The sequence below is a fragment of the Kribbella sp. NPDC003557 genome, from assembly GCF_040610805.1.
In the GTDB taxonomy this organism is placed as follows: domain Bacteria; phylum Actinomycetota; class Actinomycetes; order Propionibacteriales; family Kribbellaceae; genus Kribbella.
The window spans coordinates 126502-149109 of the sequence record NZ_JBEXMY010000010.1; the positions used below are offsets into that span (position 1 = coordinate 126502).

The window sequence follows — 22608 nt, forward strand, 5'->3', positions numbered from 1 at the left end:
CCCCGACGCGATGTGAGCGATCGCTCACCCACAGGCGGTGGCGCTCACCCTCCGCAACGGTGGGACGATGAGGGCATGGTTGACAACTTCCTGTCGGCCGGTACCCAGGGCGACGACGAGGAGTTGCCTTCGCCGTACGGGACCGGACCGAAGAACCGGGCAACCGAGGAACACCGCCGCTCGGACTACGACAACGACACCTGGCAGGAGCGGGGCTCCGGCCTCGACCCCGCGCCGTCGCTGCCGAACGCCCCGCGCACGTACGAGCGTGGGCCGGTGCCGCAGCAGCCGTACGTTCCGAAACCGCCGTACCTTCCGAGTGCGCCACCGCCGCCGCAGCAGGCGCCGCGGTCCGAGCGGCCGGAGTACTACGGTGAGGCGCGCGAAGAGTCGTACGGGCGGGAGTACCAGGAGCAGAACCCGTTCCGGCCGCAGCCGCCGGCGCAGCAGCCTCCGCCGCAGGGTCGGCCCAGTCCGTTCGGGCCGGGGTCCGGCAGCAACGGTTCGCAGCAGCAGCCGAGGCCGCAGGGCCAGCCGCGCGCCGGGTCGAACGGCAGCACGAACTGGAGCACGCCGGCGCCACCGCCGAGCCCGTTCGCGCCGGGAACACCGAGTGGCGGACAACAGCCGCCGGCTGCGAGCAACGGGTTGAGTCACGGTGCTGGTAACGGGTTGAGCAGCTACGGCTCGAGCAACGGGCACAGCAGTAATGGTTCGAGCAGCGCGTCGAGCAATGGGTCGAGCAGCAACGGGCTGAGCAGCAACGGCTTGGGCCACCAGCAGCCACCGCGCCCGCCGCAGCGCCCGCAACCACCAGACGCACCACGATCCCAGGAAGGCCGCGGACACGAAGGCCGCGGACAGGAAGGCCGCGCGCAGGAAGGCCGCGGGCTGGAAGGTCGCGCGCTCGACGGCGGACTGGAAGGCCGCACGCCTGAAAGCCGCGGGCAGGACGGACGCGGGTTCGAAGGGCGCGGGCGCGAGGCGGAGCGTCGTTACGAGCCGGGCCCCGGGCCGGAGCCTGTGTGGAGTCACGAGCCGGCTCGCGCACCAGAGCGTGCGCAGGAGCCGGCACGTCCGGCTGAGCCCACTCGAGCGCGGGACGACCTCCGCCGCGCCGAGACGGAGCACGAGAGCGCTCGAGCGCGGGACGACCTCCGTCCCGCCGAGACGGAGCACGAGAGCGCTCGAGCGCGGGGCGAACTCCGCCGTGCTGAGACGCAGCATGAGAGCAGTCGGCCGAGGGATGAGCTCCGTCGCAGCGAGGCGCAGCGCGAGAGCGCACGGGCGCGGGACGAACTCCGCCGCGGCGAGACGGAGTACGAGAGCGGTCGGGCGCGCGGCGAGGGGCAGCGCGAGGGTGTTCGGCGGCAGGGGGAGGTTGCGCCCGAGGAGACTCGGCCGCAGGAGATCAGGCTTCGGCCGGGTACGCAGTCGCACAACGGGTACTTGTCGGACCCCAGCGCCGAGTACGAGAGCGACGACACTGTGAACGCGGTGGAACCCCCGGCCGAGCAGCCGCGCGTCCCCGGAGCGGCCCGCCCCATCGGCGCGCGCCGGCGAGCGGACGTGCAGCAGGACGCCCCCAGCCAGGTCCCCGCGGAGCAGGTCACCTCACACCGCGCCGCCCGCCGCGCCCAAGCCACCCCGGCCAAGGAGGCCGTGCCCCAGCAGATCCGGTCCCAGGAGTCCCTGCCCCGGCAGGTCCGGTCGCAGGAGGGCGTGCCTCAGCAGGCCCAGTCCCATGAGGCCACGCCCCAGCAGGCCCAGTCCGACGAGGCCATGCTCCAGCAGGTCCGGTCCCAGGAGCGCATGCCTCAGCAGGCCCAGCCTCACCAGGTCTCGTCGCATGAGGCCGTCCCCCGGCGGGCCTCGCTCCAACAGGTCGGGTCCGAGGAGGGTGTGCCTCAGCAGGTCTCGGCCCAGGAGGGCGTGCCCCGGCAGGCCCAGCCTCAGCAGGTCTCGGCCCAGGAGGCCGCGCCCCAGCAGGCCCCGCTCCAGCAAGCCGTACCTCAGCAGAGCGTGCCTCAGCAGGCTGTGGCGCATAAGGCTGTGGCCCAGCAAGGCGTGCTCGCGAACAACGCTGCGGCGGCGTCCGCGAGCACCACGCCGGAGGCCGCATCGACACCCGCCGCCGAGGCGTCCGAGGTCTCGCCGTACGGCGGTGGCGCGGCCGCCAAGCGGAGCGGTGAAGGCACTCCGGCGGCCGACGCAACGAAGCGCCCGCGGCGCTACCGCGTGCACCACCTGCGGGACTTCAAGAGCCGCGGCGAGAAGTGGGCGATGCTGACGGCCTACGACCAGTACACCGCCGAGATCTTCGACCAGGCCGGCATCCCGGTGCTGCTCGTCGGCGACTCCGCCGCGAACAACGTGTTCGGCTACGACACGACCCTCCGGGTGACGGTCGACGAGCTGATCCCGTTGGCGCGCGCAGTCGCCGGCGCGGTCGACCGGGCGCTCGTCGTCGCGGACCTGCCGTTCGGTTCGTACCAGGCATCGCCTGAGCAGGCCTTCCACACCGCCGTGCGGTTCATGAAGGAGGCCGGCGTCCACGCGGTGAAGCTCGAGGGCGGGCGGACCGTCGTACCGATGGTCGAGAAGCTCACCCAGTCGGGCATCCCGGTGATGGCGCACATCGGCTTCACGCCGCAGAGCGAGCACAGCATCGGCGGGTACCGCGTGCAGGGCCGGGGCGATCAGGCGGCCGGCCTGATCGACGACGCCGTCGCGCTCGCCGCGGCCGGTGCGTTCTCGGTGGTGCTGGAGATGGTGCCGGGCGACGTGGCCGCGGAGATCACCAAGCGGGTGCCGATCCCGACCATCGGCATCGGCGCCGGCCGCGACACCGACGCGCAGGTGCTGGTGTGGCAGGACATGGCCGGTCTGCGCTCCGGCACGATGCCGCGCTTCGTGAAGCAGTACGCCGACCTGCGCGGCATCCTGGTCAACGCCGCGGCGACGTACGCGTCCGAGGTCGCCTCAGGTGCTTTCCCCGGAGAAGAACACACCTTCTAGATCCGCGCTAGATCCACGCTAGATCCACGGCAGGCCTGAACGTTCGGTCCAGTACTCCTCAGGCTGCTGGACGAATTCGGTGAGCGGCCCGTCGATGTGGAACGCGAGGTTGCTGGCCAGCTGTGCCGCCGTGGTAGCTCCGCTGAGCACCACGTCGGCCCACGGCTGGCCGGCGGCCGCGCCGATCGCCAGCGCGTCGGGCGCGACGCCGTGCTGGTGAGCGAACTCGTTGAACGGCGTCTCGCCGGCGCGGGCCGTGAGGCGGCCGTTGGCGACCGCTTCCTTGACGACGACGAACCAGCCCGCATCGTGCGCCTCCGCGAGTGCTGGGCCTGCTGACGTCTCCAGCACGTTCCAGGTGGCCTGGACGGCGGTGAACGGCGTACCGGACGCCAACGCCTTGTGCAGCGTCTCGGCCTGGCGTGGGCCGCTCGTGGAGAGACCGACACGAACACCCGAGTCCGCCAGCTCGCGCAACCGATCGAGCAAGCGCTTGTCATCGAGTGCAGGGCTGTCGGACGTGAGGCTGTGGACGAGGTAGAAGTCCGGCGGGCCGCCGAGCGCTCGCAGCGTCTCCGGCCACTGCCGCTCGAACGTCTCGAGGCTGTGGTCCTTCACCTCGTGCGTGTCCGCGTCGTGCCGCCAGTCCGCGACGTACGTGTAGCCCCACTTCGAGCCGACGGTCAGCTGACTGCGACGCTCCGGGGTCAGCCATTCGCCGAGGAACTCCTCGGCAAGACCGTACGAACGCGCGGCGTCGAAGTACCGAACACCGGCCTGCCAGGCCTGCTCCAGCAACTCGTGCGTCCGGGTCCGCAGGTCCTCGACCGCACGTCGCGGCGGCAGATCCTCGTCGTGCCCGAGATTGATGTATCCAGGACGCCCCAGCGCCGCCAGTCCGAGACCGATGCTTGCCATGCCGAAAATGATCCGCACAGTGATCGTAGGTGTCCACAGCAACCATGTGAGACGCGCCGCACGACCCGACGCGGCACAGGCCTCGTCCCTTAGCGTTTTGTGGTGTGAGCGAATCCCAGCTGCCACCACCAGGGACGGTCCGGCACCGTACGACGGCCCGCGTGCTGCCGGTACGTCCGGACGGCAAGGTGCTGCTGCTGCACGGCTGGGACCCGCTGAAGCCGCAGACGCCGTACTGGTTCACGATCGGCGGCGGGGTCGAGGCCGGTGAGACGGTCGCGGAAGCGGCCGGCCGTGAGTTGCGCGAAGAGGTCGGCATCGTGCTGCCGGTCGACGCGCTCGGCGCACCGGTGGCGACCAACACGATCGAGTTCGAGTGGGGCGGCTGCCGGATCGTGCAGCACCAGACCTTCTTCGCGGTCGCGGTGGACCGCGTCGACGTGACGTTCGCGAACCAGGAGGAGCTCGAGCTGCAGACCATCAGCGCGCACGGCTGGTGGTACGGCGACGACCTCGAGGCGACCGGCCAGGCCGCGCACGTGACGATCCCCGGTCTGCTCCGTCAGGCGGCCGACGTCATCACCTTGCGCCGCGCGTCGTGATCAGCGCTTGCGCGCCTGTTTGAGCACCTTCTTCGGGACCTTCTTGTCCACCGTGTAGTGCACGCGGTCGATCCGCTCGGCGCAGCCCGCCTTCGACAGGCGCAGCAGGACGACCGGGCACTTCTTGCACCTCGGCTTGTCCTTGCAGCACTTCTTCTTCGCGGTCATCGACGGCACGCAGGGAGCGTAGGTGAGGCATGCCTAACCCGTCCAGACGTCGCACGGCGATCGTGGCGGACGTCACGCCAGCTGGGCGGTGAGCAGTGCGCGGGCCTCGACGAGTGACGGTCCGTACCAGGTCAGATGCCTTCCGGATACGCAGCGCGCGGGTTTACCGAACGCTTCCGGACCGTCGCTGGGTGAAAAGGCATAAGGCTCGTCCGGCAGTACCACGACGTCGTACTCCGGTAACGCGTCCGGATCGATCCGCGGATAACGCTCACCGGATTCGCCCAGCACGTTGTCGATACCGAGCCGGGACAGCAGATCTCCCGCGAACGTGTCCCGCCCCAACGCCATCCACGGCCGGCGCCAGATCGGTATCACCGCCCGCCGGCGCATTCCGTCGTACGGCGCACTCCACACCGCGCGTGCTTCGTGCAGCCAATGCGGTTCGCCGCCGACGACCGCGGACAGCATCCGGCCGAGTGAATCGAGTGCTTCGGGAACCGTCGTCGGCGCGGTCACCCAGACCGCGATTCCGAGGCCGCGCAACGCGTCGAGATCGGCCGCGCGATTCTCCTCGGCGTTCGCGACGACGACGTCCGGCGCGAGTGCGCGGATGCGTTCGACGTCGGGATTCTTGGTACCGCCGCAACGCACCACGTCGAGGTCCGCGGGATGCGTACACCAGTCGGTCGCACCAACGATTCGGTCCCTGTCGGTGGCCGCGATCGACTCCGTCAACGACGGCACGATGCTCACCACACGACGCACCTCGCCGGGCAGTTCGACGGTGTTCCGCAGGTCGTCGTACACGCTCTTCACCGCTCCGTTGTACCGCACGTTCGCAGGACGTTGCCGACGACAACACTCGCCGATCGGGGCTGTTCGGGGCCTGTTCGTGCGCGTGTCGCCAAGAAATTCTTGAGCGCATCCGGCATGCTCGGGGCGCGGCGGAATCCCTTCCATACAAGGATTTTCGGCATTTACCCGCCACTATGCCACGAGTTCTCCTTAACCTGCGGACGTTTCCGGTGCTTTACGTAGCGCACAAGTGTTGTCATCATCATGACGACGAGGAATCCACCGTGGTTTTCCTCAGCCGCACCAAGGAGGCAGAGTGCCAGCCAAGAAGGCAGCCGCAGGGAAGGCGACAGCCAAAAAGGCTTCTCCCGCCAAGAAGACTGTCGCGAAGAAGGCCAGCGCCGCGAAGACGACGACCGCGCGCAAGGTCAGCGCAGCAAAGAAGACAGCGACGAAGAAGGTGAGTGCGGCCAAGAAGACCGCCGCCAAGAAGACGGTGGCGAAGAAGGCGCCGGCCCGGAAGACCACCGCCAAGAAGGCCCCGGCGAAGAAGGTCACGGCCGCGAAGAAGACCGTCGCGAAGAAGGCTCCGGCCAAGCGCGCGACCGCCGCCAAGAAGACCACGGCGGCAGCCAGGAAGACCACGGCGGCAGCGAAGAAGACGACGGCCCGCAAGACGACGGCCGCGAAGAAGACCGTGGCCAAGAAGACGACGGCGAAGAAGGCCCCGGCCAAGAAGGTCGCCGCCAAGAAGGCGCCGGCTCGCAAGGTCGCCGCGAAGAAGGCCCCCGCGAAGCGCGTCGCCGCGAAGAAGGCGCCGGCCCGGACCGCCGCGAAGAAGTCCGCGGTGAAGAAGACCGTCGCCAAGAAGGCGCCGGCCCGCAAGGCTCCGGCCCGCAAGACCGCGGCCAAGCGCGTCGCGCGCTGATTCAGCCCGCAGTAACTGTCGAGGGGCACCACCGATGATGTTCGGTGGTGCCCCTCGGCACGTCGCCGGCGCGTGACGTCAGTCGTCGGCGGATGGCGTCAGTCGTCGTCCCACTTCGGGTCGTTGTCCCAGTCCTCGTTGCGTTCCTGGACCTTCTCCAGCGCGCGGGCGGCCTCCTCCGGCGAGCTGTACGGACCGAGCCGGTCGCCGGACTTCGCACCCTGGTACGGCTCGACCTTGCCGGTCTTGGTGTTGTAGTACCACTCGTTGCTGTGATCGTCGCTCATCTGGATGACCACCTCCTGGGAGTCTTGTCGCCGCTGCCTAGAATGATCTCACCATGTCGATCCTCACTCCTGGCGTCATTTCGCCGCGCCGCGACGTACCTGCTTCCATTCCTCGTCCGGAATACGTCGACAAGCCGGCACCGACGCCGTTCGACGGTTCCTACGTGACGGTGCCCGAAGTGGTCGACAAGATGCGCGTCGCGAGCAAGCTGGCCGCGCAGGCGTTGCAGGCGGTCGGTGCGGCGGCGAAGCCGGGTGTGACGACCGACGAGCTGGACGCGGTCGGCCACGAGTACCTGGTCGAGCGCGGTGCGTACCCGTCGACGCTCGGCTACCGCGGCTACCCGAAGTCGTTGTGCACATCGGTCAACGAGGTGATCTGCCACGGCATCCCCGACGACCGCCCGCTGGAGAACGGCGACATCGTCAACGTCGACATCACGGCGTACCTGGACGGCGTGCACGGCGACACCAACGCGACGTTCCTGGTCGGCGACGTCGACGAGGAGAGCCGGCTGCTCGTCGAGCGCACCCTCGAGGCGCTGAACCGCGGCATCAAGGCGGTCAAGCCCGGTCGCCAGGTGAGCATCATCGGCCGGGTGATCGAGTCCTACGCGAAGCGCTTCGGGTACGGCGTGGTGCGCGACTTCACCGGTCACGGCATCTCGACGTCGTTCCACTCCGGGCTGATCATCCCGCACTACGACGACGAGCGGTTCGACGACGTCATCGAGCCCGGCATGACGTTCACGATCGAGCCGATGCTGACCCTGGGCACGTACGAGTACGACCTGTGGGAGGACGGCTGGACCGCCACCACGAAGGACAAGTCGCGGACGGCGCAGTTCGAGCACACGCTGGTGGTCACCGACACCGGCGCCGAAGTCCTCACCCTGCCGTGACTGTCACGCGGTACGCCGAGGAACACCTGGCCGGCATCCTCGCGATCTGCGAGACCGAGGACTGGCCGTCCCTCCCCGCGGACCCGGCCCGCGCCCACGCCGTCTTCACCGCACCCGGCGTGACGACGGTCGTCGCCCTCGACGGCGAGCAGGTCATAGGTTTCGCCTACCTCCAGAGCGACGGCCACATCCAGGCCCACCTCTCCCAACTGGCCGTCCACCCCGCCTACCGCCGCAAGGGCATCGGCCGGGCCCTCCTCGAACACGCCACTCCCCTCACCGGCGCCCAACGAGTAGACCTCGTCACCGACACCGCCGAAGACTTCTACGCCTCCTTCACCCACAAAACCTTCCACGGCTTCCGCATCTACCCCGACTGACCGCCGCGGTTGGCGGACGACGTGATGAAGGCGCCGAGGTCTGCCGACTGCTGGATGCGGGATTGTTCGTGGACGTACATCATGTGGCCGGCGGGGTAGTACTTGGTTTCGATGTTGGTGGTGAGTTCGGCGGGGATCTGCAGGCGGGCGAGGGTGTGTTCGGTGGCGAAGTACGGCGTGGCGCCGTCGTAGTGGCCGGAGCCGACGTACACCTTCAGGTGCGGGTTGACGCGCATCGCCTCGGCGAGCTTCTCCGCGACGCTGATCTGCTTGCCCTCGAACTCCTTGAAGGACCAGTTGCTCGCGGCGTCGTAGTTGAGGATCTCGTAGGGCAGGTCGTTCTCGTAGCCGAGCTCGACGCGGACGTAGTGGTTCAGCGCCGCCGAGTACGGTCCGGTGATCGCGTTCATCGACGGGTCCCGGTCCGGCGTTTCCGAACCGTAGTCGGCGCTCCATCCCGTGAACCGTCCGTCGAGCCGCCCGACCGTCTGCCGCTGTGACCGCAGCAGCTCGCCGAAGAACCGCATGTGCTCGATCCGCAGGTTCACCCGGTCGATGTAGTCCTCGCTCAACCCGGTCAGCGCGGCCAGCCGGCCGACCACCTCGGCCCGGTAGTCCGCCGGAATTCGGTTGCCCTGGGCAAGCGCATTCGGGTACCGCCCGGCCGCGAACCGCTCGGCGTCGGCGAGCACCTCCGCCAGCGTCCGGTCCGGGACCAGCCCGTGGTAGTGCGCGATCGCGGCGTACGACGGCAGGAACAACGTGTACGGCAGGTCGTTGCCCGGCGTGAAGTCGAGCGTCCCGAACTCCAGCACGGCCGAGATCAGCATGACGCCGTTCAGGTACATCCCGTACCGCTGCTGCAGATGCGCCGCGAGCCCCGCCGCGCGCGTCGTACCGTACGACTCCCCGGCCAGGAACTTCGGCGACATCCAGCGGCCGTTGCGCGACGTCCACAGCCGGATCACCTCGCCGACCGACTCCAGGTCACGCGTGAACCCGTGGTAGTCCCCCGGCTTCTCCCCCTCCGCGGCCCGCGAGAACCCGGTCGACACCGGGTCGACGAACACCACGTCGCTGTACTTCAGCAACGTCTCGGCGTTGTCGACGATCGAGTACGGCGGCGGCGCGAGCTCGCCCACGTCACCCGACACGACGCGGCGCGGGCCGAGCAGACCGAGATGCAGCCAGATGCTCGACGACCCCGGCCCGCCGTTGAACGCGAATGTCACCGGCCGCGTGCCGGCGTCCGCGTCGTCCAGTGTGTACGCGGTCAGGAACACCTCGGCCTTCGGCTTCAGCCCGTCGAACTTGCCGTCGGTCAGCACCTCCTCGCGGAGCACGACCCGCCCGGTGGTCGCCGTGTACCGCAGGTCCTGCCCGTCGACCGTCATCGCGTGCCGCGTCGCCACCAGGTCGTCGACCGGCTCGGCGGGCTTGCTCCTGGTCTCGGACGTGGTCTCGGACTCGGTCTTGGTCCCGGGCTCGCTGTGCTCCTCGTTGGCCATGTCGAGCACCTTAATCGACGGCCGTACGGGCTAGCGTTGGACCATGGCGACGATTCTGCACATCGCGTTCGCGGACCAGTGGGAGGCCGCGCTGCGGGCCGGGAGCTACCGCTGGTCGACCCGCGGCAAGAGCCTCGACGACGGCGCGACCTTCATCCACGCCTCCCGCCCCGAGCAGGTCGCCATGGTGGCGAACTTCGCGTACGACGATATCGATGCGGCGGCCCAGCCGCTGTGCCTGCTGGTGATCGACACCGCCCGGCTGGTGTCGGCGCTGTGCGACGAGGACCTGGACGGGACCGGGATGAGTTTCCCGCACATCTACGGCCCGCTGAACCTGGACGCCGTGGTCGACGTCCGCCCGTACCACCGGGGTCCGGACGGGCTGTGGCCGGAGGTGACCGCCGAGGCCGTATCCTGAGGGTACGGAACGGGTCGGTCGGGCGATCGCGTCGTCCTCACTGAGGGCGCCGAGGAAAGTCCGGACTCCACAGGGCAGCGTGGTGGGTAACGCCCACCCGGGGCAACCCGCGGGACAGTGCCACAGAGAACAGACCGCCAGCGGCTCCGATGAACCCCGTGGTTCACCGGAGTGCGGGTGAGGGTGAAACGGTGGTGTAAGAGACCACCAGCTCCGCAGGTGACTGCGGAGGCTAGGTAAACCCCACGTGGAGCAAGGCCAAGAAGGGCGGTGGGCAACCACCACCCGCGCGAGCGTTCGAGGGCGGCCCGCCCGAGCTCGCGGGTAGGCCGCTAGAGGTGCCCGGCAACGGCCACCGTAGATGGATGATCGCACTCGACAGAATCCGGCTTACATGACCGACCCGTTCCCTCCCCCCGAGCCGCGGCTAATTCGTTGGCGGGGCTCGGCTGTAACGCCTTACAGTCGATGACGTGACAGACCCGGGTGGGCCGGAGCTGGTCGGTTACCACTGTTAATGGGAGTGTTGCGGGTTCGAGTCCCGCCGCCGGTTCGCCGGTGTAGCTCAAATGGCTAGAGCATCTGTCCGGTCGGCGCACCACGTCCGTCCGGGTCTGTCCTGTCATGCCCGGAACCGACAGGAGAGAAAGGACATGTCCACAGATCCGCTGGCTCTGATCAGCACCCGGCAGACGCGACAGGACGAGCAGGCCGATCCACGGCAGCGGAAGAACCGCGCCGGCGGCTACACGTTCGTCCAGGACGACTTCGCGCGGCTGCACCGGTTCCTGACGCTCGGCACGACCGGCGGCACGTACTACGCCTCCGAACGCGAGCTGACCCAGGAGAACGCCGGACTGGTCGTGGAGCTCGCGCGGAAGCAGGCAGCCGACGTCGTAGCCGCCGTACTGGACATCTCCGTGGCCGGCCGGGCGCCGAAGCAGGACCCCGGTCTGTTCGCGCTCGCGGCAGCCGCCAAGCTGGGCGACGACGACGGCCGCCGGGCCGCGCTCGCCGCCGTACCGCTGGTGGCGCGGACCGGTACGCACCTGTTCCGCTTCGCCGGCTACCTGGAGCAGTTCGGCGGCTGGGGCCGCGGCACGCGCCGGGCGATCGGCAGCTGGTACGTCGACCCGGACCGCACCGTCGACTCGGTCGCCTACCAGGTGCTCAAGTACCGTCAGCGCAACGGCTGGTCGCACGCCGACCTGCTCCGGCTGTCGCACCCCAAGACGGCGGAGCCGGGACGGCGGGAACTGTTCGACTGGATCCACGGCCGGCCGGCGGACCTGTCCGGGCTGCCGCTACTGACCGCCTTCGAGCGGATCCAGGCCGCTACCGACGCGACCGAGGTCGCCGACGTCGTGGCGCTCAACCGGGCGCTGTCGTGGGAGATGATCCCCGACCGGTTCCTGAACGAGCCGAAGGTCTGGGAAGCCCTGCTCGCGAACGGTCTCCCGCAGACCGCGCTGCTGCGGCAGCTCCCCCGCCTCACTCGGCTGGGGCTGCTCGAGCCGCTCGGTTCCTGGGCGGGGATCGTCGCGGACCAGCTCGCGGATGCCACCCGGCTGCGGAAGGCGCGGGTGCACCCGGTGGCCGTACTCGTTGCCCAGCGCACCTATTCCTCGGGTCGCGGGGCCCGGGGCGCGGGTTCGTGGACGCCGTCGCAGCCGATCGTGGACGCGCTCGACGCCGCGTTCTACCTGGCGTACGACGCGGTCGAGCCGAGCGGGAAGCGGATGCTGCTCGCGCTGGACGTGTCCGGGTCGATGACGTCGCCGGTGTCGGGTCTGCCGATCAGCTGCCGCGAGGCATCGGCGGCGCTCGCGCTCGTCACGGCCGCGACCGAGTCGTCGTACGAGATCGTCGGTTTCACCAGCAAGGGCAGCTTCCGGAGGACCGCGCTGACCCGGCTGCCGATCTCGCCGCGGCTGCGGCTGGACACCGCGATCCGGGCGGTGTCCGAGCTGCCGTTCGGCGGGACGGACTGCGCGCTGCCGATGCAGTACGCGCGGCGGCGCAAGCTCGCGATCGACACGTTCGTCGTCTACACCGACAACGAGACCTGGCACGGGAGGATCCACCCGCACCAGGCGCTGCAGCAGTACCGTCGGGAGCTGGGAATCGACGCTCGCCTGGTCGTGGTCGCGATGACCGCGAACGGCAGCACGATCGCGGACCCGTCGGATCCGGGGATGCTGGACGTGTCCGGTTTCGACAGCGCCGTCCCGGGACTGATCGGCGACTTCGCCCGTGGTGTCTGACGCCAGAGCCCAGCAGGCGCGCGAACTCCATCGCGCGCAGGCTGCGGCCGAGGCGTTGGCCCGGCGGCACCGCGAGCAACGCAACCGGCTGATCAGGCAGTTGCGGGCCGAGGATCCGGAGCGGTGGACCTACCCGGCGTTGGCGGCGGCGGTCGGTTGTTCCCCGGAACTGATCGCCGCCGTCGTCAAAGGCCGGGCCTAGCGGGAGTGATCCTCGGGCCGCGGAGGTCGCCTGCTCCTTCGAGTTCGACAGGGATCTTGCGACTCGGGGGGTGATGGGAGGGGGTTCGTGGGGTGGTGGTGAGAGGCTGGAGGTATGAGGCGTCGCGTGCGGACGGGGATTGTGATCCTGCTGCTGGTCGTGCTGGTCGGCGGGGCCGGGTACGTCGGGTGGGTGCTCGTGCAGCGGTCCGAGCCTGTGGCCTTGCCGGAGACCAGCGGGAGTTTCCAGGTCGGGCGGCGGACGTACGAATGGACCGACACGCCCCGCCGTGACCCGTACGTGAACGGCCCGCGCCGGCTTGCCGTCTGGCTCTGGTATCCGGTGGCGAAGGAGACCACCGGACGCCGCGTGCAGTACGCGCCGGGCGACTGGAGCGGACTGCACCTCAAAGCCCCCGCCTCGGTGTTCCAAGGCCCGTTCGACACGCTGCAGGATCGCGCCCTCGACCGGGTCGCGATCGCGCCGGGACGGTTCCCGGTCGTCGTGCTGATGCCGGGGATGGGGCTGTCCGCTCCGATGTACGCCGCGCTCGCCGAGAATCTCGCCAGCCACGGCTACCTCGTCGCGGGCGTCACCCCGACGTACAGCGCGAACCTCACCGTCCTCGGCGGGCAGACGATCGAGAGCAAGCCCGAGGCGAACCCGCCCAACCTCGGCGACAACACCGAGGGCGCGCAGCAGGTCGGCGACCACCTGGTCGGGGTCTGGGCCGCCGACGCGCGGTTCGCGGCCGGCATGGTCGCCAAGGAGGTGCCGAACTCGGTCGAGTCCGCGGTCGGCGCGTCGTACGTCGGTCACTCGTTCGGCGGCGCGGCGTCACTCGAGGCCTGCCGCCTGGACCCGCGGTGTGCCGCCGCGGTCGACCTGGACGGGATCCAGTTCGGCGAAGTCGTGCGGAAGGGCGTGAAGGCTCCGGTCATGCTGCTCGGCGCCGACGACTCCTGTATCACCAGTGTCTGCGGCCCGGACGCGAAGAACGACCACGGCCGGGACCGCGCCCTCTCGTTGCTCAAGGCAAGCACCGGTACGTCGTGGTGCGCGACGATCCCCGGCACCCGGCACTTCAACTTCACCGACTACGGCGTCTACTACCTTGCGTACCCGCTGCGCAGGTACCTCCCGCTCGGCAGCGCCGGCCCGCGGCACGCGCTGACGGTCGCCAACGGCTACGTCAGCACGTTCCTCTCCCACGCGATCTACAAGACCCCGTCGCCCGGCGCACCGGTCTGCAAGTCCTAGAGGTCCAGCTCGTACGTCTGGCCGACGAGGTGGTCGCCCCACATCTCGTGGACCTCCGTGCCGGTCAGCCGGAAACCACGCGACAGATAGATGTGCCGCGCCGCGACCAGCGGATCGTTCGTCCACAACACCATCCGCTTGTACCCCGCCGCACGCGCGAACGCCAGGCACGTGTCGACCAACTCGGCACCCAGCTTCAGCCCCCGCGCGGCCGGTGTCACGAGCAGCAGCCGCAACTGCGCGGTCGTCTCGTCCGGCCCGCGCACGCAGAAGATACTGCCCGCCCGCTCCCCGTCCGCCTCGGCGATCCACGCGGCCTCGCGCTCGTCGTCGTGGTCGGACGCGTACGCCGACACGATCTGCGCGATCAGCGTCTCGTACGCCGGCCCCCAGCCGTACTCGGCCGCATAGATCTCCGCGTGCGACTGCACCACCCAGCCGAGGTCTCCGGGCTGCCCCAGCTTCCTGATCAGTTTCGTCATCAACCTACCCGCTCTACTGACACGACTGTTTCAGTAAGCGATACTAGCCCCGTGCCGACCACAAAGGAAGCTCCTTCTGCCCGCCAGCAGGAACTGCTCGAGCGCGCCTACGCGTACTCGCTGACGCACGGCCTGGCCGACCTGTCGCTGCGCCCGCTGGCAACCGCGATCGGATCGAGCCCGCGCGTGCTGCTGTTCCTGTTCGGCAGCAAGGACGGCCTGATCCGCGCCCTGCTCGCTCGCGCCCGCTCCGACGAGCTCGAGCTCCTCCGCGGGATCGAGCAGCAGTACGACGACCCGCCCGGCCTGACCGTCATCGCACGGGAGCTGTGGACCTGGCTGGCCGCGCCGGAACGCCGGCCGCTGATGACGTTCTGGGTCGAGGCGTACGGGCGTTCGCTGGTCGCACCCGACGGCCCGTGGGCCGACTTCGCCCGGTCGACCGTCGACGACTGGCTCGAGCTGCTCAGGACGAGCGATCCCGACCGGACCGAGGCACGACGTACCGCCGTTCTCGCGATGCTCCGCGGCGCACTGATCGACCTGCTCGCGACCGGCGACCTGGATCGAACGACCGCCGCCGTCGAGGACTACCTGGCCGACTAGCCCTGTTCGCGAGCGCTGGAGTTCTGGCGCTGCGGGCCGGCCGGGGTGGACGGCGCCTTGTCCAGCGTCGCCTTGTCAGGACGACTCGCGACCGCGAGCCCCGCCGAGGCGGTACCGGAGAAGGCGACGTCGATGACGTCCTTCTGGTCTGGTTGCTGCCGGCGGTCCGTTGGTTGCTCGACCTGACGGTCGTGCTGCAGACCAGGTCCGGATCGATAGCTCTCTTCGATCCGCGCGACCGCCCGCAACCCTTCGTAGTACGCCGCCTCGCCCAGGCCGGCCGACTTGGCGGCGCGGCTCCGGACCGGCATGACCGTCTCCAGATCGGTCAGCGCGCGGAGCGGTGCCCGCATCGCCGCGTCGATCTCCCGCTTCACCCGGCGAACGTCGCCCGGCGGCACCAGCCCGGGGAGGTCCGAATTCTGGTACATCTGCTCGACGGCGATCGGCCACTTGCCGTCGGACAGCGCACAGTTCATCTGCCGCAGGATCTCGTCGCGTCCGACGCCGGCCTGATCGCCGATCCGTTCGGCGAGTACGTCGGCAGCAGGCATGTAGTGCTGATAGCGGGAGACGGCCGTCACGCTCTTCAGGCCGGGAGCGACGTCCTCCAGGCCGAGCTCGTCGATGTACCGGTCGAGGTTGCGATACGCCCAGGCCTCGGTGGCACCTTCCTCGAGGGCCTTCCGGGCGGCGTCAGGGGTGATCGGCGTGTCCCGCTCGTCGCCGTTGTCGCGGCCGGGCGGCGCCAGCATGTGCGCGTTCTCGTGCAGCACGACCAGCAGCGCACTGCGGTACCGCACCAGGTCCTCGGTGCCGAGTTGCTGTCCCTGGCGGGCGAACATCTCCTGCAACGGCTTGACGATCTCGCCGTAGTGGTAGCGCAGCGTCCCGTCCCAGTCCGCCGTACCGAGGACGATGCCGCGATCGACCTGGCGCGTGGGGCCGAGTTGCCCGCGCTTCCAGGACGAGTGGTCGGCACCGGCCAGCGCCAGTGCCGCCTCGGCCTGGCGGTCCATCAGCTCGTCGAAGCTTCGGACGCCCGGCCGGCGCCGCGGGTCGCCGCCCGCAGTGGTCATCGACGGGCCAGCGCGTCGATCAGCTTGGCGAGTGACTCGTTCAGGCCGAGGATCGCGTACCGCTCGGCGACGTCGGTGGTCTCGTCCGCGATGCCGGTGATCTCGACGATCCCCGCCTCGGCCCGGGCCCGCCGCTGATCGATGGTCCCGTCGTCCGCGGAGGCACGCTGCAGGACGGCCGTCGCTCGTGCCATCCGCTCTTCGGCCTGCGGTGAGGTCTGGTTCGCCCACTGGGCGAGGAGGTACTCCGCGGCCTCACGCTTGCCGGCCGGCTCGATCGACCGCGCCGTCTCGCGCAACCGCTGCAGCTCGGCGAGCGCGCCGTCCAGATCCAGTCTGCCGAAGGTCCACAGGTCGTAGGCGTCCTTGTACTGCACGAAGAACTCGTCGTAATCCACGCTGGCCCTCATCGGTAGACGTCGCGTAGATCGTACGAGCTAAACCAGTTCGAAGGCGACGGTGCGCTTGGCGATGTCGGCCTCGACGAGCCGGACGCGGACCTGCTGTCCCAGGGGCAGCTCCGCACCCGTGACACGACCCTCGATCGCGTACTTCGTCAGCACGACGATGCCGCGGTTCTTGTCCTTGTCGTCCACATCGGTGATCACGCCGTCGAACTCGCTGCCGACCTGGTCCGCGACCAGACCGGCCTCGACCATGCCGACGATCGAGCGCTCGTACGCGTGCGCACGCCGGTCCGCGTCATCCATGATCTTCGGGATCTCGTCCATCGACTCGCGCACCCAGGCGGGCACCTCGACGCCCGCCGAGAGCGCGACGCAGATCTCCCCCGCCCACCGGTCCACCAGGCGTCGCAGCGGCGCGGTGACATGCGCGTACGCGGCCTTCATCGCAGCGTGCTGCGACTGCTCCGGCAGGCTCCCGTCGAACGCCGTGTACCCGGCGCCGCGGAACAGGACGGTGCACGCCGCGAGCATCGCCGCGTGCGCCGGCACCTTCGGGTCGAGCCCGTGGATGAACTCGGCGTACGACATCTCGGCCGGCCAGTCGATCCCGAGCGCCTTCGCGGTGCTGCCGAGTTTGTGGCGCAGGTCGTCGTGCGACTCGGGCAGCGTGCGGAGGATGCCGATCTTGCCCTTCATCATCAGGCTCGCGGCCGCCATCCCGGTGAGCAGCGAGATCTGTGCGTTCCAGCCCTCGACCGGCAGTGGGGCGCGGAACTCCAGGCCCCAGCCGTGGTTGGAGGTGACGATCTCCTGGTCCGGGATCGGGAGGTTCACCCCGCCGCGTTCCAGTTCGCGCTGCTCGCGGAGCTTCCCGACCTCGCGCAGCAATTGCAGCGACTCCGACGCCGTCCCCGCGTCCAGGTCCTTCTGCACGCCCGCGTAGTTGAGCTTGGCCCGTGACTTCACCAGCGCGCGCTCGCAGGTGACGCCCGTACCTTCACCGGTCGCGTCCACCGTGATCGTCCACAGCAGGGCCGGGCACACCTGGTCGGGCAGCAGCGAGGCCGCGGCTTCGGACAGCTCCGGCGGGTGCAGCGGCGTGCGCTTGTCCGGCGCGTACAGCGTCTCGCCGCGCCGGCGGGCCTCGGCGTCGATCGGATCGCCGGCCCGCACGAACGCGGCCACGTCCGCGATCGCGTAGTGCACGGTGAACCCGTCGCCCGTGCGCTCGATGTGCAGCGCCTGGTCGAGGTCCATCGAGTCCGGCGGGTCGATCGTCACGAACTCGATGCCGGTCCGGTCCAGCTCGGGCAGGCGCGCGTTGCGGGCCGCCTCCAGAGCCGCCGCGGTGACCTCGGGCGGGAACTCCGCCGGCACCTCCTGCTCCCGGCGGATGTCCTGCAACGACGCCCGGAAGACCTCCGGAACGCCCTCGACGAAACGAACCCTCTGCAGCGGCATGGGGTCAGACTAGCGACGGCTGCACGTTGAAGGAGCGCAGCGACGCGAGGCCGTCTGCGTACCAGTGGATCTCGGTCAGGGTCGCCGGGCGCAGCTCCATCCGGAACAGCGAGGACATCGGGGCCTGCAGCACCGAACGGACCATCAGCTTGATCGGCGTCACGTGGGTGACCACGACGACCGTCCTGCCCGGGTACCGCGCGAGCAGGCCGTCGCGCGCCGAGCGGGCCCGCCGGGCGCAGGTGTCGAACGACTCGCCGCCGGGCGGCGCGACCGCGGTCGAGTCCAGCCACGCGTTCATCGCATCCGGCCACTTCTGCTGGATCTCCGCGAACGTGTGCCCGTCCCAGTCGCCGAACGCGACCTCCCGCCAGCCCTCGTCCACGATCGGCTCGAGCCCGAGCTTGGCCCCGACCGCCTCGGCGGTCTCCCGGGTCCGGCGCATCGGTGACACCACCAGCGCGTCGACCCCGCCGATCCGCGCCAGGTACTCCGCGGCGGCCAGCGCCTGCGCCCGGCCGGTGTCGCTCAGCCCGGGGTTGTCGCCGCCGGAGCCGGAGAACCGCTTCTCCGCGGTGTGCGGCGTCTCGCCGTGCCGCAGGAAGATCAGCTGCGTCGGCGGCTCGGCCTGCGGACCCCAGCCCTGCAAGGCTTTCTGCAGGTCGGACGGCTCCTTGTCGACCGCGGCCGGCGATCCGGCCGGCGCCGGCGTCAACGGGATGTCGACCCCGTCCAGCGCGTTGTTCGCGAGGGCGTCGGCGGCGGCGTTCTGCGCGCGCGGCACCCAGGTCCACTCGGTCCCGAACGGCGCCAGCCCCTGCGCCTTGATCGCCAGTGGCTGCAGGTCCGGGTGCTTGATCTTCCAGCGGCCGGCCATCTGCTCGATGACCAGCTTGGAGTCCATCCGCACCTCGATCGAGGCGTTCGGCGCGTACTCCGCGGCGAGTTCGAGACCCGCGACGAGACCGGAGTACTCGGCGACGTTGTTGGTCGCGATCCCCAGCGTGCGTCCCTGCTGCGCGATCACCTTGCCGGTCGCCGGGTCGCGCACGAGCGCGCCGTACGCCGCCGGGCCGGGGTTGCCGCGCGATCCACCGTCGGCCTCGACGATGACGTGGGAATAGCTCATGCCGCGCTCTCCGGCGTCCGCACCAGGATCCGGCCGCACTCCTCACAGCGCAGTACGAGATCCGGCGCAGCGGCCTTGATGGCGTTCAGGTCGGACGGCGCGAGCTCCATCCGGCAGCCCATGCAGCGCTTGCCGACCAGCGGCGCGGCGCCGATCCCGCCGTTGTGCTCCCGCAGCCGCTGGTACTGCGCGACGAGCGGCTCCGGCAGCTCGACCGCCACCGCGGACCGCTGGTCGCCGAGCTGGGCGCGCTGCTCGTCGAGCTCCTTGATCGCGGCGTCGCGGCTGGTCTCCAGCTCGGCCTGCCGGCCGGCGAACGCCTCGGCCCGGGTGCGCAGCTCGGTCTGCACGACCTCGGCGGCCTCGAGCTTCTCCATCACCTCGAGCTCGGCGTCCTCCAGGTCGGAGATCCGCCGGTCGAGCGAGCCGATCTCGTGCTGCAGGTTCTCCAGGTCGCGCGGCGAGGTGACCTGGCCGGAGTCGAGCCGCTGCTGGTTGCGCGCCTTGCGCTGCCGGACCTGCTCGACGTCGGAGTCGGCCTTCTTCTGCTCACGCTGCAGGTCGCTGACCTCGGTGTCGGCGGTGACGAGGTCGCGGTCGACCACGGACTTCTCGGCGACCAGGTCCTTCAGGGCCTGGTGCTCGGGCAACGACGCGCGCTTGTGCGCGACCTGATCCAGCTGCAGGTCGAGATCCTGCAGGTCCAGCAACCGGCGTTGGACGGCGGGCTCGGCGTTCAGGGTCGGCTCCTTAGATCGTGTCCGGCGCGCTCAGATCCGCAGGGTCCATGCGTCCGTGCAGAGCGTCGAGATGTGAGTGTCTACGGTACTTCCTCGGGCCGCCAGCCCTTCGACCAGGAGTCGCTCGGCATCCGCGAGCCACGGCCACTCGCTGGCCCAGTGCGCGACGTCGACGAGCGCCGGGTCGGCGTACGCCCGGGCCTCGGTCGCGGGATGGTGCCGCAGGTCCGCGGTCAGGTACGCGTCCACTCCGGCCGCGCGGACCCGGTCGAACTCGGAGTCGCCTGCTCCCCCGACCACTGCGACGGTCTCGATCGTGCGGTCCAGGTCCCCTGACACGCGGACGCCGTGCTCGGTCCGGGGCAGGCTCTCCGCGACGAGCTGTGCGAACGCGGCCAGCGTCAGCGGCGCCTCGAGTACGCCGACCCGCCCGCCGCCGCGCTCGCTCGGCAACGACGCCAGCTCGTAGATGTCGTACGCCGGCTCCTCGTACGAATGCGCCGCGACCAGCGCCTCGACGACCGCACGCCGCCGGCGCCGCGGCAGGATCATCTCGATCCGGTGCTCCGGGACGACCTCGATGTCGCCGACGGTCCCGATCGTCGGGTTCGCGCCGGCGAGCGGCCGGAACGTCCCCTCGCCGGTACCGCTCCAGGCGGCCCGCTCGTAGTCGCCGATCCGCCCGGCGCCGGCCTTCGCCAGCGCGTCGAGCATCGCCTGGGTCTCGTCGACCGGGACGAACACGACCAGCTTGTCCATCGGCTCGGCCGGCATCGCCTTCAACGGCCGGGTGTCCCGCAGCCCGATCGCGGCGGCGAGCGCGTCGCTCACGCCCGGGTTCGCGTTGTCGGCGTTGGTGTGACAGACGTGCAGTGCGACCCCAGCGCGGATCAGGTCGTGGACGACGCGGCCCTTCGGTGTCGTCGCGGCCACGCTGTTCACGCCGCGCAGCAACAGCGGGTGATGCGTGACGAGCAGATCGAAACCGCCGTCGATCGCCTCGTCGATCACGCCCCGCATCGGGTCGACGGCGAACAGGACCCGCCGTACCTCCTGGTCCGGGTCGCCGGTCACCAGACCGACCGCGTCCCAGGACTCCGCCCAGGCAGGGTCGTACAGCCGGTCGAGTACCGCGATCACGTCCGCAAGCGTCGTCACGCGGCCTATCCTGACACTCCCGCGGCCCGGCCTTCCCGCGGCCCGATGGTCCTTCTACAGAGTTCGGATCGTGGCAGGGGCAACCGCCCCGGTGCCCCCACCACGACCCTGCGCGCCCCGGTCACAGGGGGAGGGCCGTCAGCAGACGGCTTGACCGGAGCGGGTTCTTGGAGGGGTCAGATCAGCCAGGCCGTCGTGGCGCTGGGCAGCTTCTCACCCTCGAGCGGACCGCTGGACAGCACGACCGCCGCGTCGGGCAGCTCGACGGGAGCCGCTCCGAAGTTCGTCACGCACTGCCAGCCGCCGGAGCGGACGAAGTGCAGGACGTCGTCGGTGTTGTCGATCCAGGTCAGCGAGCTGCCGGTGCGCAGCCCACGCCGTACGGCCAGAGCCTTGCGGTACATGCTCAGCGTCGACTCGACATCGTCCTGCTGCGCCTCGACGGAGTACGCGCCGAACCACTTCGGCTGCAGCAGGTGCGACCCGCCCGCACCGAAGCCGAACGACAGGCCGCCGACGGTCCACGGCAGCGGCACCCGGCAGCCGTCGCGGCCCTTCTCGGCACCCTTCGAGCGGAAGTACGCCGGGTCCTGCAGATTCGCGGCCGGCAGCTCGCCGACCTCCTGCAGACCGAGCTCTTCGCCCTGGTACAGGTACGCCGAGCCGGGCAGCGCCAGCATCAGCAGGGTCGCGGCGCGGGCGCGGCGCAGGCCGAGCGCGACGTCCACGGTCGGCTCGGTGCCGTTGCTCAGCAGCCAGTCCTTGCCGTCCTGCCAGCCGCCCTTCGGGTTCTTCGGCAGGCCGTACCGGGTGGCGTGCCGGACGACGTCGTGGTTCGAGAACACCCACGTCGAGGACGAGCCGTTCTCCTCGGCGAGTGCGAGGTTCTGCTCGATCACCTCGCGGAACTTCTCGTACTCGAAGTCGGCCTGCAGCAGGTCGAAGTTGAACGCCTGCCCGAGCCCGTCCGCACTCGCGTACCGCGCGCGACGGTGAGCCGGCACGAACGCCTCGGCGACCGCCGACCGCGGCGGGTCGTAGGTGTTCAGCAGCTTGCGCCAGTCCTTGTAGATCTCGTGCACGCCGTCCTGGTCCCACAGCGGGTGCCGGCCGTTCGACTCCGACTGCCGCGGCAGCGTGGCCTTGGCCGGGAACGGCTCCGAGAGGTCCTTCACCAGCGCGTGCGCGACATCGACCCGGAAGCCGTCCACGCCGCGGTCCGACCAGAACTTCAGCGTCTCCAGGAAGTCCGCGCGGACCTCGGGGTGCTGCCAGTTCAGGTCGGGCTGCTCGGCCGCGAACATGTGCAGGTACCACTGGCCGTCGTCGGTCCGGGCCCACGCCGAGCCGCCGAACACCGAGTCCCAGTCCGATGGCGGCTGGTCGGGGGCGCCGTCCGGGCCGTCGCGGAAGATGTACCGGTCGCGGGCCGGGTGCCCCTTCGCGGCCTCGAGCGCCTCGACGAACCACTCGTGCCGGTCCGAGGTGTGGTTCGGGACGATGTCGACGATCAGCTTGATGTTCTCCGCGTGCAGCGCCTCGATCAGCTGGTCGAAGTCCTCCAGGGTGCCGAGCCGCGGGTCCACGTTGCGGTAGTCGTCGACGTCGTACCCACCGTCGGCCAGCGCGGACGGATAGAAGGGGCTCAACCACACCGCGTCGATGCCCAGCGCCACCAGGTACGGGACTCGACTGATGATGCCGGGCAGGTCACCGACGCCGTCACCGTTGGCGTCGGCGAAGCTGCGCGGGTAGATCTGGTAGACGACGGCCTGCCGCCACCAGTCGGACTGCGCCGTTTGGGTCGTGTGGGTCGTCTGCGGAGTGGTCACTTCGCCTCACTCGGAAATCTGGGGGTAACCCGGCGTTTATATATAGGCTCTAAATTTA

General features: G+C 70.0%; 23 protein-coding genes and 1 other RNA gene. 11 read left to right on the plus strand and 13 right to left on the minus strand.

Annotation, left to right across the window (positions count from 1 at the left end; genetic code table 11):
• Nucleotides 1-75 precede the first annotated feature (75 nt).
• Nucleotides 76-3018 carry a 3-methyl-2-oxobutanoate hydroxymethyltransferase gene (gene panB / locus ABZW60_RS35495; protein ID WP_355484473.1) on the plus strand — a complete coding sequence of 981 codons (2943 nt, stop codon included), beginning with the start codon at nt 76-78 and terminating at the stop codon, nt 3016-3018.
• A gap of 18 nt (nt 3019-3036) precedes the next feature.
• Here the strand turns inward: panB and ABZW60_RS35500 are convergent, their stop codons facing one another.
• Nucleotides 3037-3936 carry an aldo/keto reductase gene (locus tag ABZW60_RS35500; RefSeq protein WP_355484475.1) on the minus strand — a complete coding sequence of 300 codons (900 nt, stop codon included), beginning with the start codon at nt 3934-3936 and terminating at the stop codon, nt 3037-3039.
• A gap of 104 nt (nt 3937-4040) precedes the next feature.
• On the opposite strand from ABZW60_RS35500, the gene ABZW60_RS35505 reads away from it, so the two are divergent.
• Nucleotides 4041-4538 carry an NUDIX domain-containing protein gene (locus ABZW60_RS35505; protein ID WP_355484476.1) on the plus strand — a complete coding sequence of 166 codons (498 nt, stop codon included), beginning with the start codon at nt 4041-4043 and terminating at the stop codon, nt 4536-4538.
• On the opposite strand, the gene ABZW60_RS35510 is transcribed toward ABZW60_RS35505, so the two are convergent.
• Together ABZW60_RS35510 and ABZW60_RS35515 are read right to left on the minus strand one after the other, a co-directional pair.
• Nucleotides 4539-4715 (minus strand): hypothetical protein, encoded by a 177-nt coding sequence (locus ABZW60_RS35510; protein WP_355484676.1) that lies wholly within the window; start codon nt 4713-4715, stop codon nt 4539-4541.
• Between the two features lie 63 nt (nt 4716-4778).
• The gene (locus tag ABZW60_RS35515) at nt 4779-5516 is read right to left on the minus strand and encodes a helical backbone metal receptor (RefSeq protein ID WP_355484670.1); all 738 of its coding nucleotides are present in this window, start codon (nt 5514-5516) and stop codon (nt 4779-4781) included.
• Nucleotides 5517-5820: 304 nt separating this feature from the next.
• Here ABZW60_RS35515 and ABZW60_RS35520 point away from each other — a divergent pair, with 304 nt between their 5' ends.
• Nucleotides 5821-6432, plus strand: coding sequence for a histone H1-like repetitive region-containing protein (locus tag ABZW60_RS35520; RefSeq protein ID WP_355484478.1), 612 nt, complete (start codon nt 5821-5823; stop codon nt 6430-6432).
• A 98-nt stretch (nt 6433-6530) separates the two neighbouring features.
• Here the strand turns inward: ABZW60_RS35520 and ABZW60_RS35525 are convergent, their stop codons facing one another.
• Complete coding sequence (locus ABZW60_RS35525; protein ID WP_355484480.1) at nt 6531-6719, minus strand: hypothetical protein; 189 nt, start codon at nt 6717-6719, stop codon at nt 6531-6533.
• Nucleotides 6720-6772: 53 nt separating this feature from the next.
• Between ABZW60_RS35525 and map the strand changes: the two genes are divergently transcribed.
• The gene (gene map / locus ABZW60_RS35530) at nt 6773-7621 is read left to right on the plus strand and encodes a type I methionyl aminopeptidase (protein WP_355484482.1); all 849 of its coding nucleotides are present in this window, start codon (nt 6773-6775) and stop codon (nt 7619-7621) included.
• Nucleotides 7618-8001 carry a GNAT family N-acetyltransferase gene (locus tag ABZW60_RS35535; protein ID WP_355484483.1) on the plus strand — a complete coding sequence of 128 codons (384 nt, stop codon included), beginning with the start codon at nt 7618-7620 and terminating at the stop codon, nt 7999-8001. The genes map and ABZW60_RS35535 overlap by 4 nt, the downstream gene beginning before the upstream one ends.
• Here ABZW60_RS35535 and ABZW60_RS35540 read toward each other — a convergent pair.
• Complete coding sequence (locus ABZW60_RS35540; RefSeq protein ID WP_355484485.1) at nt 7989-9509, minus strand: peptidase S10; 1521 nt, start codon at nt 9507-9509, stop codon at nt 7989-7991. The genes ABZW60_RS35535 and ABZW60_RS35540 overlap by 13 nt on opposite strands.
• A gap of 43 nt (nt 9510-9552) precedes the next feature.
• Here ABZW60_RS35540 and ABZW60_RS35545 point away from each other — a divergent pair, with 43 nt between their 5' ends.
• From ABZW60_RS35545 to ABZW60_RS35565, 5 genes are all read left to right on the plus strand, one after another.
• Nucleotides 9553-9930, plus strand: a complete 378-nt coding sequence (locus ABZW60_RS35545) for a DUF952 domain-containing protein (RefSeq protein ID WP_355484487.1) — start codon at nt 9553-9555, stop codon at nt 9928-9930.
• Between the two features lie 10 nt (nt 9931-9940).
• Nucleotides 9941-10340: RNase P RNA component class A (gene rnpB, locus ABZW60_RS35550), an RNA gene on the plus strand.
• Between the two features lie 243 nt (nt 10341-10583).
• Nucleotides 10584-12194, plus strand: coding sequence for a TROVE domain-containing protein (locus tag ABZW60_RS35555; protein WP_355484488.1), 1611 nt, complete (start codon nt 10584-10586; stop codon nt 12192-12194).
• Nucleotides 12187-12396, plus strand: coding sequence for a hypothetical protein (locus ABZW60_RS35560; protein WP_355484490.1), 210 nt, complete (start codon nt 12187-12189; stop codon nt 12394-12396). The genes ABZW60_RS35555 and ABZW60_RS35560 overlap by 8 nt, the downstream gene beginning before the upstream one ends.
• Before the next feature lie 126 nt (nt 12397-12522).
• Nucleotides 12523-13656 carry a hypothetical protein gene (locus tag ABZW60_RS35565; RefSeq protein ID WP_355484492.1) on the plus strand — a complete coding sequence of 378 codons (1134 nt, stop codon included), beginning with the start codon at nt 12523-12525 and terminating at the stop codon, nt 13654-13656.
• Here ABZW60_RS35565 and ABZW60_RS35570 read toward each other — a convergent pair.
• Nucleotides 13653-14138 (minus strand): GNAT family N-acetyltransferase, encoded by a 486-nt coding sequence (locus ABZW60_RS35570; protein ID WP_355484494.1) that lies wholly within the window; start codon nt 14136-14138, stop codon nt 13653-13655. The genes ABZW60_RS35565 and ABZW60_RS35570 overlap by 4 nt on opposite strands.
• A gap of 51 nt (nt 14139-14189) precedes the next feature.
• Between ABZW60_RS35570 and ABZW60_RS35575 the strand changes: the two genes are divergently transcribed.
• Complete coding sequence (locus ABZW60_RS35575) at nt 14190-14744, plus strand: TetR/AcrR family transcriptional regulator (protein WP_355484496.1); 555 nt, start codon at nt 14190-14192, stop codon at nt 14742-14744.
• On the opposite strand, the gene ABZW60_RS35580 is transcribed toward ABZW60_RS35575, so the two are convergent.
• From ABZW60_RS35580 to ABZW60_RS35610, 7 genes are all read right to left on the minus strand, one after another.
• Entirely contained in the window at nt 14741-15823 is a 1083-nt protein-coding gene (locus ABZW60_RS35580) for a hypothetical protein (protein ID WP_355484498.1), read from the minus strand. The two genes, ABZW60_RS35575 and ABZW60_RS35580, sit on opposite strands and share 4 nt — an antisense overlap.
• Nucleotides 15820-16221, minus strand: coding sequence for a hypothetical protein (locus ABZW60_RS35585; protein WP_355484500.1), 402 nt, complete (start codon nt 16219-16221; stop codon nt 15820-15822). The genes ABZW60_RS35580 and ABZW60_RS35585 overlap by 4 nt, the downstream gene beginning before the upstream one ends.
• Before the next feature lie 39 nt (nt 16222-16260).
• Nucleotides 16261-17691: an RNB domain-containing ribonuclease gene (locus tag ABZW60_RS35590; RefSeq protein WP_355484502.1), complete on the minus strand. Its 1431-nt coding sequence runs from the start codon at nt 17689-17691 to the stop codon at nt 16261-16263.
• A 4-nt stretch (nt 17692-17695) separates the two neighbouring features.
• Nucleotides 17696-18820, minus strand: coding sequence for a bifunctional RNase H/acid phosphatase (locus ABZW60_RS35595; protein ID WP_355484504.1), 1125 nt, complete (start codon nt 18818-18820; stop codon nt 17696-17698).
• Nucleotides 18817-19530 carry a C4-type zinc ribbon domain-containing protein gene (locus ABZW60_RS35600; protein WP_355484506.1) on the minus strand — a complete coding sequence of 238 codons (714 nt, stop codon included), beginning with the start codon at nt 19528-19530 and terminating at the stop codon, nt 18817-18819. The genes ABZW60_RS35595 and ABZW60_RS35600 overlap by 4 nt, the downstream gene beginning before the upstream one ends.
• 60 nt (nt 19531-19590) lie before the next feature.
• Complete coding sequence (locus ABZW60_RS35605) at nt 19591-20718, minus strand: Nif3-like dinuclear metal center hexameric protein (protein ID WP_355484507.1); 1128 nt, start codon at nt 20716-20718, stop codon at nt 19591-19593.
• 176 nt (nt 20719-20894) lie between these two features.
• Nucleotides 20895-22550, minus strand: a complete 1656-nt coding sequence (locus ABZW60_RS35610; RefSeq protein ID WP_355484508.1) for a glycoside hydrolase family 13 protein — start codon at nt 22548-22550, stop codon at nt 20895-20897.
• Nucleotides 22551-22608 lie beyond the last annotated feature (58 nt).